We start from the raw sequence: 13,289 nt of genomic DNA, 5'->3' as shown, positions 1-13,289 counted from the left end.
GTCCGTTTGTTCTCCCTTGGGTTGACCTATATGAAGGATAGATGTTCGGTTGGGGTTTTGCGGCGAAGCCAAGGGCTTTGGACGGGGGTGTGGCGAGGGAGCTTGCTCCCGCTCGGCTGCGAAGCAGTCGCAAATCAGCCGGTGTGTTCAATCTGACACACCTTTGATCCCGATTTTGGGGGCGCTTCGCGACCCAGCGCAAGCTCCCTCGCCACAGTGTCCGTAATCAGACGCTAGATGCGGAAACTACCCACCAACTGCTTCAATCGCGAAGCCTGCTGTTCAAGGTCCGAGCATGCCCGTAACGTCGATTGCAGGTTTTCCACGCCTTCCTGGTTCAGCGTATTGATCTCGGTGATATCCACGTTGATCGATTCAACCACCGCCGTCTGTTCCTCGGTCGCCGTGGCCACGGACTGGTTCATGCCGTCAATTTCGCCGATGCGCAGCGTCACGCTGTTCAAGCGTTCGCCGGCCAGGTTGGCGATTTCCACACTGTCCTGGCTGTGGCGCTGGCTGTCGCTCATGGTGCTGACCGATTCCCGGGCGCCCACTTGCAGCTCCTCGATCATGGTTTGTACCTGTTGCGCCGACTCTTGTGTGCGGTGCGCCAGGTTGCGCACTTCGTCGGCCACCACGGCAAAACCGCGCCCGGCTTCACCGGCCCGTGCCGCTTCAATGGCGGCGTTCAGCGCCAGCAGGTTGGTTTGCTGGGAGATGCTGGTGATGACTTCGAGAATCTGCCCGATGTTCACGGTTTTGCTGTTCAGCGATTCGATGTTGGTGCTCGAGGCGCTGAGCATGGTCGACAGCTGATTCATCGCGGCAATGCTGCGATCCACCACTTGCTGGCCATCTTCGGCCAGGCTGCGCGCGTCGCTGGCCTGACTTGACGCTTGCGCGGCGTTGCGGGCGATTTCCTGGGCGGCGGCGCCGAGCTGGTTGATTGCCGCGGCAACGCTGCTGGTGCGCGAGGCTTGCTGGTCGGAATTGAACATCGACGAGTTCGAGGCGGCCACTACACGCAGGGCTACTTCGTTGACTTGGCCGGTGGCCGAGGACACTTCGCGGATCGAGGTATGAACCCGTTCCACGAAACGGTTGAACGCCGTGCCGAGGATGCCGAATTCGTCCTGATTCTGGATGGTCAGGCGCTTGGTCAGGTCGCCTTCACCGTCGGCGATGTCTTCCATGGCGCGGGTCATGACGTGCAGCGGCTGGATCAGCAAGCGGATCAGCATGCCGAGCAAGGCGATGATGATCGCCACGGCAATTATGGTCGCAATGACCGCCGAGGTACGGAATTCGCTGAGCATCGAGAAGGCTTTGTCTTTATCCACCGACAGGCCGATGTACCAATTGACCGAAGACAGGCCTTTGATCGGAGTGAACGTGACGATGCGGGTCTTGCCGTCGACGTCGATTTCACTGAAGTCGCTGCTGATGCGCGGGGTGTTTTTCGGGTACGCCTCGCTCAGGGACTTCATCGCCAGGGATTTGTCCGGGTGCACCAGAATCTTGCCATCGGCGCTGATCAGAAAGGCGTAACCCATGCCGTCGAAGTCCAGCGCGTTGAGGCTGTCGGCGATCACCTGCAAGCTCAAGTCGCCACCGACCACGCCGATGCTTTGACCGTCCTTGAGCACACTGTTGACGATGGAAATGACCAGTTGACCGGACGCCAGGTCGATGTACGGTTCGGTCAGTGCCGAGCCGCCGGTGCTTTGGGCGCTCTTGTACCAAGGCCGGACGCGAGGGTCATAGCCATCAGGCATCTTGCTGTCAGGGCGGATGATGAAGGTGCCATCCTTGTTGCCCAGATAGGCGCCCATGAAAGTCGAGGTTACCGCCTTCTGCTCGAGTAGTTTGGAGACGTTGTCGGTGTCGGCGTTCAGTGCGACGTTTTGTGACAGGTTCTCGATCAACAGGCTGCGTCCGGCCAGCCAGGTCTGGATATTGTTGGCCGTTACACTGCCCATTTCTTGCAGGTAGTTGTCCAGGTCGTTGCGTATCGCATTACGCTGCAGATAGTCGTTGTACAGTGTGAACGAGGCGAAGGCAGCAATAACGATGAGGGCGGCGGCAAGCAGTATTTTATGGCTGAAGCGCAGATTTTTATTCATGGCTTGGGGGTCCGCTAAAGTCTTAATGTCCAGGGCGTGCTTTTATAAAGGCGCGCAAAATGGGCAGTGTTGAAAGTAAGCTGATATTTCCACCTCTCCTTAGGGAATTACCGACGCTATTTTCAGTCTGGTCTCTCGCTTGTTATCGGCCATGAAGGATCAAAGATTAACCATGGGTGACAAAATGCCTGACTCATTGCAACTCGTTATCGGCGCCGATCTCGCGGGCCAGTCCATCGCCCAGGCCATGCGCCTGGCCAACCGTCACGGCCTGATAGCGGGCGCTACCGGGACTGGTAAAACCGTCACCTTGCAGCGCCTGGCCGAAGCCTTCAGCGATGCCGGCGTGGCTGTATTCGCGGCAGACATCAAAGGCGACCTGTGCGGCCTGGGCGCTGCCGGCAACCCTCAAGGCAAAGTCGCCGAGCGGATCGCCGGCATGCCTTGGCTGAACCATAAGCCTCAGGCGTATCCGGTGACCCTGTGGGACATTAACGGTCAGTCCGGTCATCCACTGCGCACGACCTTGAGCGAAATGGGCCCGTTGTTGCTCGGTAGCCTGCTGGAACTGACCGACAGTCAGCAGTCGGCACTCTATGCCGCGTTCAAGGTGGCCGACCGCGAAGGGCTGTTGCTGCTGGATCTCAAGGATTTGAAAGCTCTGCTCAATCACCTGCGCGACAACCCCGAGTTGTTGGGGGACGACGCCGCGTTGATGACCACTGGTTCCAGCCAGGCGCTGTTGCGCCGTCTGGCGACGCTGGAACAGCAGGGCGCCGAAGCGCTGTTCGGCGAACCGGCACTGCAACTGGAAGACATGTTGCAACCGGCCGTGGATGGTCGCGGGCGCATTCACTTGCTCGATGCCAGCCGTCTGGTGCATGAAGCACCGAAGGTCTATGCGACGTTCCTGCTGTGGCTGCTGGCCGAACTGTTCGAGCAACTGCCGGAGCGCGGCGATGCCGAGAAACCGCTGCTGGCGCTGTTTTTCGACGAAGCGCACTTGTTGTTCGCCGGTACGCCCAAGGCGTTGCAGGAGCGTCTGGAACAAGTGGTGCGGCTGATTCGCTCGAAAGGCGTGGGGGTGTATTTCGTCACCCAATCGCCAGGTGATTTGCCGGATGATGTACTGGCTCAACTGGGCCTGCGTATTCAGCACGGTTTGCGCGCGTTTACCGCCAAAGAGCAGAAATCCCTGCGCGCGGTGGCCGACGGTTTCCGGCCGAACCCGGCATTTGAAGCCTTGTCGGTGTTGACCGAGTTGGGGATCGGCGAGGCGCTGGTCGGTACCTTGCAAGACAAGGGCACGCCGGGAATGGTCCAGCGTGTATTGGTTGCACCGCCGCAATCGCGGATCGGACCGCTGACCGAGACCGAACGCACCGTGCTGATCGCCGGTTCGCCGTTCAAGGGGCGTTACGACAAACCGGTCGATCGCGAATCGGCTTATGAAGTGCTGATGGGGCGCAAAGGCCTGGCGCCGGAGCCCGAAGCCGCGCCGGGCAAACCTGCACCTGAAGAGCCGAGTTTCACCGAGCAGGCCGGGGAATTCCTCGGCACAGCGGCAGGCCAGGCATTGAAATCAGCGATGCGACAGGCGGCGAATCAATTGGGCCGACAATTGGTACGCGGGTTGATGGGCTCATTGCTCGGTGGCAGCAAACGCCGATAGCCAGTGGGCAATCAAAATGTGGGGGCTGGCTTGTGGCGAGGGAGCTTGCTCCGGTTGGACTGCGAAGCAGTCCCATTTTGGGGCCGCTTCGCAGCCCGGCGGGAGCAAGCTCCCTCGCCACAGGCCCGCTCCCACATGGGTTCTATGTCACACCTTGGGCTTGGCGTGAGCCGCCAGCCGTTCGAGGGCCGCCCGCAGGTTCGGGTCGGTAATACCATCGGCCGTCGCCTGAATGGTCGCCGCCGCATCGGTCGATAAATTTATCGTATGCCCCGCAGCCCCTTGCTGAACGGTAGGCGGCTGAACCTTGAATAGAATCCGCGTCAGGCTGGCGAACTCGTCGAACAGCTGTAACTGCCGTTGCAGACGCTTTTGTTGATAACGCAGGCGGGTGGCCCAGTGACCGTCGGTGACAATCAGCAATAAACTGCCTTCGCGCCACGACGCCACATGGCAATGCTCGCGGGCTGCTGGCTGCAACTGACTTTCCACCAGACGTTGTAAATGACCCAGGCGTTGAGCGTGGCCAAAAATGGCTTTCAGCGGTTTGGCTTCGCGAAGCAGAACGGCGGGTGCTCTGGCCGTGAGAGGGCGAAATGCCATGATCAGACACCTGAAGTAACAGAGCGGCCATGGTAACAGAAAGCACCCGCTGCCCCCGACCCATTGCTTTGCGAGCGCTTTACCCATTAAATCAACAAGTAACTTGTGCCCTTGATGGGTTGAAGTTCAGCAAAATGCCCTTATTTTAAGTGAGCCCCGTCATAGCGCAGTGCATGCATCGTGGAATAACGCCACTTTCCTCACCATCGTTTCCGGGTAGAATACTCGTTCGCATGCGGCCATGAGGGCTGCACGGGCGACTCACGGGGCCGCCCTCCATCCCTTTAGTGTGGAAGATCCTGCCGATATGTTTGCGCCTTTGTTAAAGAAACTTTTTGGAAGCAAGAACGAGCGTGAAGTCAAGCGCATGCTCAAGACGGTGCAGCTCGTCAATGCCTTCGAAGAGCAAATGGTGGCCCTTTCGGACGATCAATTGCGTGCCAAGACAGACGAGTTCAAGGCCCGCCTCGCCAAAGGGGAAACCCTCGACAAGTTGCTGCCAGAAGCCTTTGCGGTCGCCCGCGAAGCCGGTAAGCGCGTCATGGGGATGCGTCACTTCGATGTCCAGCTGATCGGCGGCATGACCTTGCACGAAGGCATGATCGCGGAAATGCGTACCGGTGAAGGCAAGACCCTGGTGGCGACACTGGGCGTTTACCTCAACGCGCTGTCCGGCAAGGGCGTGCACGTTGTGACGGTGAACGACTACCTGGCCCGCCGTGACGCCAACTGGATGCGTCCGCTCTACGAATTCCTCGGCATGACGGTCGGCGTGGTCACCCCATTCCAGCCGCCGGAAGAAAAGCGCGCTGCTTACGCCGCCGACATCACCTACGGCACTAACAACGAATTCGGTTTCGACTACCTGCGCGACAACATGGCGTTCAGCATGGAAGAAAAATTCCAGCGCGAACTCAATTTTGCCGTGATCGACGAAGTCGACTCCATCCTCATCGACGAAGCCCGTACCCCGCTGATCATCTCCGGTCAGGCCGAGGACAGCTCCAAGCTGTACATCGAGATCAACAAACTGATCCCGCAGCTGGAGTTGCACGTCGAAGAAGTCGAAGGCGAAGTCACCAAGGCTGGGCACTACACCGTCGACGAGAAGACCCGTCAGGTCGAACTCAACGAAGCCGGTCACCAGTTCATCGAAGACATGCTCACCCGCGTCGGCCTGCTGGCTGAAGGCGAGAGCCTGTATTCGGCGCATAACCTCGGCCTGCTGACCCACGTTTATGCCGGTCTGCGCGCGCACAAGCTGTTCAACCGCAACGTCGAATACATCGTGCAGGACGGTCAGGTCGTGCTGGTCGACGAGCACACCGGCCGTACCATGCCGGGTCGTCGTTTGTCCGAAGGCCTGCACCAGGCCATCGAAGCCAAGGAACACCTGAACATCCAGGCCGAGAGCCAGACCCTGGCGTCGACCACGTTCCAGAACTACTTCCGTCTGTACAACAAGCTGTCCGGCATGACCGGTACCGCGGACACCGAAGCGTTCGAGTTTCATCAGATCTATGGCCTGCAGGTCATGGTCATCCCGCCGAACAAACCTTTGGCGCGTAAGGACTACAACGACCTGGTGTTCCTGACCGCCGAAGAGAAATACGCGGCGATCATCGGCGACATCAAGGAGTGCATGGCTCAGGGCCGTCCGGTGCTGGTGGGTACCGCCACCATCGAAACGTCCGAGCACATGTCCAGCCTGCTCGTGAAGGAAGGCATCGAACACAAGGTTCTGAACGCCAAGTTCCACGAAAAAGAAGCCGAAATCATTGCTCAGGCCGGTCGCCCGGGCGCGCTGACCATCGCCACCAACATGGCCGGTCGTGGTACCGACATCCTGTTGGGCGGTAACTGGGAAGTGGAAGTCGCTTCGCTGGAAGACCCGACCCCTGAGCAGATTGCCCAGATCAAGGCCGACTGGCAGAAACGCCACCAGCAAGTGCTGGAGTCGGGCGGCTTGCAGGTGATCGCTTCCGAGCGTCACGAATCGCGCCGTATCGACAACCAGTTGCGCGGTCGTGCCGGTCGTCAGGGCGACGCCGGTTCCAGCCGTTTCTACCTGTCGCTGGAAGACAGCCTGATGCGCATCTTCGCCTCTGACCGGGTGAAGAACTTCATGAAGGCGCTGGGCATGCAGTCCGGTGAGGCGATCGAGCACCGCATGGTGACCAACGCCATCGAGAAGGCTCAGCGCAAGGTTGAAGGCCGCAACTTCGACATCCGTAAACAACTGCTCGAGTTCGACGACGTCAACAACGAACAACGTAAAGTGATCTATCACATGCGTAACAGTTTGTTGGCCGCCGACAACATCGGCGAAACCATCGCCGATTTCCGTCAGGACGTGCTCAACGCAACTGTCAGCGCGCACATTCCACCGCAATCACTGCCTGAGCAGTGGGACGTGGCCGGTCTGGAAGCGGCGTTGCAGAGCGACTTCGGTGTGGCATTGCCAATCCAGCAGTGGCTGGACGAAGACGATCACCTCTACGAAGAGACCCTGCGCGAAAAGCTGATGAACGAGCTGATCGCCGCGTACAACGAGAAAGAAGACCAGGCCGGTGCCGAAGCACTGCGCACCTTCGAGAAGCAAATCGTTCTGCGCGTACTGGACGACCTGTGGAAAGACCACCTGTCGACCATGGATCACCTGCGTCACGGCATCCACTTGCGTGGTTATGCGCAGAAGAACCCGAAGCAGGAATACAAGCGCGAGTCCTTCACCTTGTTCTCCGAGCTGTTGGATTCGATCAAGCGCGACTCGATCCGTGTGCTGTCGCACGTTCAGGTCCGCCGCGAAGATCCGATCGAAGAAGAAGCTCGCCTGCGTCAGGAAGCCGAAGCACTGGCTGCGCGCATGCAGTTCCAGCACGACGAAGCACCTGGCCTGGAGCAACCGGAAGTGTTGGGTGAAGAGGTCGACGTAGCCCTCGCCACCGCACCGGTGCGCAACGAGCAGAAGCTGGGCCGTAACGAGCTGTGCTACTGCGGTTCGGGCAAGAAGTTCAAGCATTGCCACGGGCAGATCCAGTAAACCCGTTTCATTCGCTGAAATACCCGCGCCGCGACCGGCTTATGCCGTCGCGGCGTTTTGCCATTTAAACCACCGCGCCACGTTAAAAGAACGGGGTAATGACGGTGCAGACACTACTTTTTAAGGAGCGCATTCATGGCTGTTGGTCTTGGTCCTTTGCCAACGTTGCACCCGGTTGCCGGTTTTGAACTCGGTATCGCCTCGGCCGGTATCAAGCGCCCGGGGCGCAAGGATGTCGTGGTCATGCGCTGTGCCGAAGGTTCCACAGTGGCGGGCGTGTTCACCCTGAACGCCTTTTGCGCCGCTCCCGTTATCCTGGCCAAACAACGCGTGCAAGGCCCGGTACGTTACCTGCTGACCAACACCGGCAATGCCAACGCCGGTACCGGCGAACCAGGCCTGGCAGCTGCCGAGCGCACTTGCGCCAAACTGGCTGAGCTGACCGGCGTCGATGCAAATCTCGTGCTGCCGTACTCCACCGGTGTGATCGGCGAGCCGCTGCCGGTCGAAAAAATCGAAGGTGCGCTGCAAGCCGCCCTCGACGACCTGTCGGTCAATAACTGGGAAGCCGCCGCTACCGGCATCATGACCACTGACACCCTGCCAAAGGGTGCCAGCCGCCAGTTCCAGCATGACGGCGTGACGATCACCGTCACCGGCATTAGCAAAGGCGCGGGCATGATTCGTCCGAACATGGCGACCATGCTCGGCTACATCGCCACCGACGCCAAAGTTTCCCGCGAGGTGCTGCAAAACCTGCTGCTGGACGGCGCCAACAAGTCGTTCAACCGCATCACCATCGACGGCGACACTTCGACCAACGACTGCTGCATGCTGATCGCCACCGGTCAGGCTGCACTGCCGGAAATCACCGAAGCCAGCGGTCCGCTGTTCGCTTTGCTGAAACAAGCGGTGTTCGAAGTCTGCATGGACGTGGCCCAGGCCATCGTGCGCGACGGCGAAGGCGCGACCAAGTTCGTCACCGTGGAAGTCAACGGCGGCGGCAATCACCAGGAGTGCCTGGACGTCGGCTACACCGTGGCCCATTCGCCGCTGATCAAGACCGCGTTGTTCGCCTCCGACCCGAACTGGGGCCGCATTCTGGCCGCCGTGGGCCGTGCCGGCGTACCGAACCTGGACGTGAGCAAGATCGACGTATTCCTCGGTGACGTGTGCATCGCCAGCCGCGGCGCTCGCTCTGCCACCTACACCGAAGCCCAGGGTGCGGCAGTGATGCAACAGGAAGAAATCACCATCCGTATCGAGCTGGGTCGCGGTGAATGCAGCGAAACCATCTGGACGACTGACCTGTCCCACGAATACGTGAAGATCAACGCCGAGTACCGTACTTAAGACCGAGTCGACGCTATCGCGAGCAGGCTCGCTCCCACAGTAGATCTCCAGTGAACACAGATTTTGTGTATGGCAGAAAAACATGTGGGAGCGAGCCTGCTCGCGATGGCGGTCTGTCAGTCGCTAGCTAGACTGGCCTGTTTCCTCATCAAAAGGTCCCGAACATGAGCCTCCACCTGATCATCGGCGACAAACTGCATTCCTCCTGGTCCCTGCGCGCCGCCCTGGCCCTTGACCTGACTGGCGCGTCCTACACCGAAGAACTGATCAAACTGAACCAGCCGGACACTCGCGAGCGCGTGCTCAAGCATTCGCCGACCGGGAAAGTCCCTCTGCTGAAAACCGAACACGGCACCATCGCCGATTCCCTGGCGATTGCCGAATACCTGGCCGAACAATTCCCCGGCGCCGGGCTCTGGCCCAAAGACACTGTCGCCCGTGCCCAGGCGCGTTCGGCGTGCGCGCAGATGCACAGCGGTTTTTTCGCCATGCGCGGCAACATGCCGTTCGATTTGAGCCACGACGCGCCACTGTCGCCGACCCCGCCTGAGGTTCAGGCTGAAATCGAGCGCATGTTGGCGTTGTGGGCTGAATGTCGCGCAGCCGCGACTGAAACCGGCCCGTTCCTGTTTGGCGGCGCGACCCTGGCCGATGCGTTTTTTGCACCGATCGCCGTACGCCTGCGCACCTATCAGGTAAAACTGCCCGAGGCCGACGCGGCCTATGTCGAAACCATCTACCAATGGCCAGCCTTCAAGGCCTGGCAGAAGGCGGGTCTGGAGGAAATAGAGCGGTGAAACGAGTCCATGTAGCAGCCGCGGTTATCCGCGATAGCAACGGCAAAATCCTCATCGCGCGCCGTGCCGACACCCAGCATCAGGGCGGTTTGTGGGAGTTCCCCGGTGGCAAGGTCGAGGATGACGAATCCGTCGAAACGGCCCTGGCTCGTGAGCTTCACGAAGAGTTGGGCATTGTGGTCAACACCGCGCGGCCGATGATCAAGGTCCGCCACGATTACCCGGACAAGCAGGTGTTGCTGGATGTCTGGGAAGTCTCGGCATTTACCGGCGAACCCCATGGCGCCGAAGGTCAGCCTTTGGCCTGGGTGACCGCGCGGGAACTGGTGGATTACGAATTTCCGGCCGCCAACCAGCCGATCGTCGCCGCTGCACGCTTGCCCGGCGACTACCTGATTACCCCGGAGGGCCTGGAAACCCCGGCCTTGCTGCGCGGTATCCAGAAAGCCATCGCTGGCGGCATCAAGCTGATTCAGTTGCGCGCGCCCAACGGCTACGACCCGCAATACCGCGATCTGGCGGTGGATGCGGCGGGGCTGTGTGCCGGCAAGGCGCAGTTGATGATCAAGGGGCCGTTTGAATGGCTGGGGGACTTCCCGTCCGCTGGTTGGCACATCACATCGCAGCAGTTGCGCAAGTATGCGGCGGCCGGGCGTCCGCTACCGGCGTCACGCTGGTTGGCAGCGTCTTGCCACAACGCTGAAGAACTGGCGTTGGCCGAGCAAATGGGCGTGGACTTTGTGACCCTGTCGCCGGTGCAGCCGACGCAGACTCACCCGGATGCTCTGCCATTGGGTTGGGAGCAGGCTTCGACTTTGATCGAGGGCTTCAGCAAACCGGTGTTTTTGCTCGGCGGGGTGGGCCCGGCAGAGCGGCAGAAGGCTTGGGAAGCAGGGGCGCAGGGTGTGGCGGGGATTCGGGCGTTTTGGCCTGAGGCATAGCACCCGATAGTTCCCACGCTCTGCGTGGGAATGCCTCAACGGACGCTCCGCGTTCGGCTCTTGATTGGGACGCAGAGCGTCCCGGGCTGCATTCCCACGCAGAGCGTGGGAACGATCAGTTACTACACTCCGGGTTTGGCCGCCGGCTGCCAAAGAATCTCGGCAACCCCCTGACGCTTGGCAATCAACCTCGCCGCCACAAACAACAAATCCGACAACCGATTGATATACGCCAGGCCAACCCCGGCCAATGGCTCGATCGCATTCAACTGCTGACAGCGCCGCTCGGCACTGCGCGCCAGGCAGCGGCATACGTGAGCCTGGGCGATCAGCGCGGAACCGCCGGGCAGAATGAAATTCTCCAGCGGCCCCAACTCTTCATTCCACACATCAATCGCCGCTTCGAGCCGCTCGACTTCTGCCGTGTTCAGTGCCTGATACACCGGCATCGCCAGTTCGCCACCCAGGTCGAACAACCGATGCTGGCAGGGCGCCAACACCTCGATCACTTCGTTCAGCCCCGGGTACGTATCACTTTGTGCCGCCAACCCGGCCAACAGCACACCCACCTGGCTGTTCAGCGTATCGACTTCGCCAATGGCCTCGATGCGCGGATGGTCCTTGGGCACCCGGCGGCCATCGCCGAGCCCGGTTTCGCCTTTGTCGCCAGTGCGGGTGTAAATCTTCGACAAGCGAAAGCCCATGGTTACCTCGACAGCTGATTGAGTTCTTGAGAGACCACCGGAGTGCCCGACAACGGCAGGCGCAAGGTGAAACAGGTACCTTGGCCCGGCGTCGATTGCACTTCCATCTGGCCCTTGTGGTTGTTGGTGATGATGAAGTACGAGACCGAGAGCCCAAGGCCGGTGCCCTGACCGATTTCCTTGGTGGTGAAGAACGGCTCGAACGTACGTTTGCGCACGTTCTCGCTCATGCCGATGCCGTTGTCTTCGACCTGAATTTCCGCCCATGGCGGGTTCAGTTTTGTACGCAGAATAATCCGCCCCGGTTCGCGGTCGTCGGTACGCTGATGAATGGCTTGCGCGGCGTTTTTCAGCAGGTTGAGCAGCACCTGTTCCAGTTCGTTGGCAGTGCCGGGCACCGGGCCCAGTGCCGGATCGAACTGCCGAATGATCGCCTGCCCCTTGAAGTCGAAACCGATCGCCAGGTCGAAGTCATTGCCGGCGATTTCCACCGCTTGATCGATCAACGCCGGCAAATCGCATGGCGCCATCTGCCGGGTACTGCGGCGGCTGAAGCTGAGCATGTGCGTCACGATTTTCGCTGCCCGGGCACCTGCCTGTTGAATGCCATCGAGTAATTGCGGCACTTCGCGAACTTTCAAATACTGGTTGACCGTTTCCAGCTCAATGCCCAGTTGCTCCGCTTGTTCGAGGTTTTTCGGCAGATCAGGTGACAGGCGCCGACGAATGTTCTGCACGTTGTGCAGGATTGCACCCAGTGGATTATTAATCTCGTGAGCCATGCCAGCGGCGAGGCCACCGACCGAGAGCATTTTTTCCGACTGCACCATCATTTCTTCCAGGGACAGACGCTGGGTGATGTCGTCGATCCGGATCACCACGCCGCGCCCGGCACCGCCCATCAACGGATAGAACGTCAGGGCGTAATGCTTGGGTTCATCGTCCTTGAGCCAGGTAACCCGTTCAATCTTCGCCACCGTGTGCTGCTCGACGGTTTGCCTGAGTTGCGGCAGGAACGGCTTGAGCGGTTCGAAGGCGAGGAAGATCGGTTGGTTCAAGGCTTCGTCCAGGCGCGTGCCGGACAGGGCGCTGGCTTCCTGATTCCACTGGGTTACGTAGAGCTGCTCGTCGAGGGCGATCAGTGCCGACGGCATGGAGTCGATGATGCTGTTGAGGTAGTTCTGGAAACCGGTGAGTTTCTTTTCGATCTTGCTGCGCACCTGAACTTCCAGTTCCAGCTTGCGGTTGGTGTGACGGGTTTCTTCGGCCAGTCCCTGAGCCTGGTCGTAAGCGGCTTGGGAATCGTCGCGGGCGCGCTTGAGCTGCTGCTCCCGGGCCTCGATGCGCGAGAGCATGGTGTTGAACGCTTCGGCGAGGCTGCCGATTTCGTCGTGGTTGCCGCGCGAGGCGCGCAGGGCGTAGTTCTCTTCCCGGGTCACTTGCCGGGACAACTCTTCGAGCTGGTGAATCGGCCGGGTAATCAGGCGTTTGATCTGCCGGGCGATCACCAGCCACAACAGCACGCTGAAGATCAGAATCCCCAAACTGGCGGTCAGAGTCCCGGTGTAGAACGCCATCGGCAGTTCGCTGCTGGCCACCAGCAGCAAATGCCCAGGCGCAGTGCCGGGGCGGGGCAGGGTGATCACTTGGTTGCTGCGAAACTCCGTGGCTTGCCAGGCGTCGAGGTGCCGGAAATGCTCCGGCAGCTGGAGCTTGTCGCCCTGCTGCAGCTGCGCCAGAAGCACACCTTTGCCGTCATAGAGCGCAGCCGCACGCAGCGGTGTATAGCTGTTGAGTTCGTTGAGCAGGCGTTCGGCGGTTTGTGGCGACTTCAAGGCTTCGGAGATCAGACTTGGGTTGGACACCAGTCGGCCGATGGTCTGCAAGGCCTGGGGAGCCATGCTTTCCTGGGAGATGTAATAGGCGGCGCTGATAAAGGTCAGGTTGGCGACCAGCAAAACGGTGGTCAACAGCACCAGCAGGGCGGCCAGCAATTTCTGGCCGACTGGAAGATTTTCAAGGCGCTGGCGCAATGGCATCAGGTTTATCGCTG

General features: G+C 60.1%; 9 protein-coding genes and 1 pseudogene. 5 read left to right on the top strand and 5 right to left on the bottom strand.

Translation table 11 applies throughout. The features are described 5' to 3' along the window. Positions 1 to 233 precede the first annotated feature (233 nt). Both ACZ9IM_RS10620 and ACZ9IM_RS10615 read right to left on the bottom strand, forming a co-directional pair. Entirely contained in the window at positions 234 to 998 is a 765-nt protein-coding gene (locus tag ACZ9IM_RS10620) for a methyl-accepting chemotaxis protein (RefSeq protein ID WP_427623017.1), read from the bottom strand. Positions 999 to 1,091: 93 nt separating this feature from the next. Continuing rightward, positions 1,092 to 2,123 (bottom strand): annotated as a pseudogene (locus ACZ9IM_RS10615) (HAMP domain-containing protein); the annotation flags it as partial. 184 nt (positions 2,124 to 2,307) lie between these two features. Here ACZ9IM_RS10615 and ACZ9IM_RS10610 point away from each other — a divergent pair. Further along, the gene (locus tag ACZ9IM_RS10610) at positions 2,308 to 3,795 is read left to right on the top strand and encodes a helicase HerA-like domain-containing protein (RefSeq protein ID WP_476223886.1); all 1,488 of its coding nucleotides are present in this window, start codon (positions 2,308 to 2,310) and stop codon (positions 3,793 to 3,795) included. Between the two features lie 147 nt (positions 3,796 to 3,942). Here ACZ9IM_RS10610 and ACZ9IM_RS10605 read toward each other — a convergent pair whose 3' ends face one another. Continuing rightward, positions 3,943 to 4,398, bottom strand: coding sequence for a DUF721 domain-containing protein (locus ACZ9IM_RS10605; protein WP_123357942.1), 456 nt, complete (start codon positions 4,396 to 4,398; stop codon positions 3,943 to 3,945). 307 nt (positions 4,399 to 4,705) lie between these two features. Here ACZ9IM_RS10605 and secA point away from each other — a divergent pair, with 307 nt between their 5' ends. The 4 genes from secA (at position 4,706) to ACZ9IM_RS10585 (ending at position 10,532) form a co-directional block, all read left to right on the top strand. Next, positions 4,706 to 7,441, top strand: coding sequence for a preprotein translocase subunit SecA (gene secA, locus ACZ9IM_RS10600; protein WP_476223851.1), 2,736 nt, complete (start codon positions 4,706 to 4,708; stop codon positions 7,439 to 7,441). Positions 7,442 to 7,576: 135 nt separating this feature from the next. After that, positions 7,577 to 8,794, top strand: coding sequence for a bifunctional glutamate N-acetyltransferase/amino-acid acetyltransferase ArgJ (gene argJ / locus ACZ9IM_RS10595; protein WP_476223850.1), 1,218 nt, complete (start codon positions 7,577 to 7,579; stop codon positions 8,792 to 8,794). Between the two features lie 164 nt (positions 8,795 to 8,958). Then, on the top strand, positions 8,959 to 9,591 hold the full coding sequence (locus tag ACZ9IM_RS10590; RefSeq protein WP_476223849.1) for a glutathione S-transferase family protein: 633 nt from the start codon (positions 8,959 to 8,961) through the stop codon (positions 9,589 to 9,591). After that, positions 9,588 to 10,532, top strand: a complete 945-nt coding sequence (locus tag ACZ9IM_RS10585) for a Nudix family hydrolase (RefSeq protein WP_476223848.1) — start codon at positions 9,588 to 9,590, stop codon at positions 10,530 to 10,532. The genes ACZ9IM_RS10590 and ACZ9IM_RS10585 overlap by 4 nt, the downstream gene beginning before the upstream one ends. A gap of 122 nt (positions 10,533 to 10,654) precedes the next feature. Here ACZ9IM_RS10585 and ACZ9IM_RS10580 read toward each other — a convergent pair whose 3' ends face one another. Continuing rightward, on the bottom strand, positions 10,655 to 11,236 hold the full coding sequence (locus ACZ9IM_RS10580; protein WP_427622904.1) for a cob(I)yrinic acid a,c-diamide adenosyltransferase: 582 nt from the start codon (positions 11,234 to 11,236) through the stop codon (positions 10,655 to 10,657). A 2-nt stretch (positions 11,237 to 11,238) separates the two neighbouring features. Beyond that, the gene (locus tag ACZ9IM_RS10575) at positions 11,239 to 13,275 is read right to left on the bottom strand and encodes a sensor histidine kinase (protein ID WP_476223847.1); all 2,037 of its coding nucleotides are present in this window, start codon (positions 13,273 to 13,275) and stop codon (positions 11,239 to 11,241) included. Positions 13,276 to 13,289: the final 14 nt, after the last annotated feature.

This window comes from Pseudomonas sp. TE12508 (assembly GCF_056279485.1).
This window is presented reverse-complemented; position numbering and strand designations above follow the sequence as displayed.

Bases quoted from the DNA above. Each gene is read 5' to 3' on its own strand.
- ACZ9IM_RS10610 (WP_476223886.1), top strand. From the start codon at position 2,308: ATGCCTGACTCATTGCAACTCGTTATCGGCGCCGATCTCGCGGGCCAG.
- ACZ9IM_RS10620 (WP_427623017.1), bottom strand. From the start codon at position 998: ATGTTCAATTCCGACCAGCAAGCCTCGCGCACCAGCAGCGTTGCCGCG.
- ACZ9IM_RS10580 (WP_427622904.1), bottom strand. From the start codon at position 11,236: ATGGGCTTTCGCTTGTCGAAGATTTACACCCGCACTGGCGACAAAGGC.
- secA (WP_476223851.1), top strand. From the start codon at position 4,706: ATGTTTGCGCCTTTGTTAAAGAAACTTTTTGGAAGCAAGAACGAGCGT.
- ACZ9IM_RS10590 (WP_476223849.1), top strand. From the start codon at position 8,959: ATGAGCCTCCACCTGATCATCGGCGACAAACTGCATTCCTCCTGGTCC.
- ACZ9IM_RS10605 (WP_123357942.1), bottom strand. From the start codon at position 4,398: ATGGCATTTCGCCCTCTCACGGCCAGAGCACCCGCCGTTCTGCTTCGC.
- argJ (WP_476223850.1), top strand. From the start codon at position 7,577: ATGGCTGTTGGTCTTGGTCCTTTGCCAACGTTGCACCCGGTTGCCGGT.
- ACZ9IM_RS10575 (WP_476223847.1), bottom strand. From the start codon at position 13,275: ATGCCATTGCGCCAGCGCCTTGAAAATCTTCCAGTCGGCCAGAAATTG.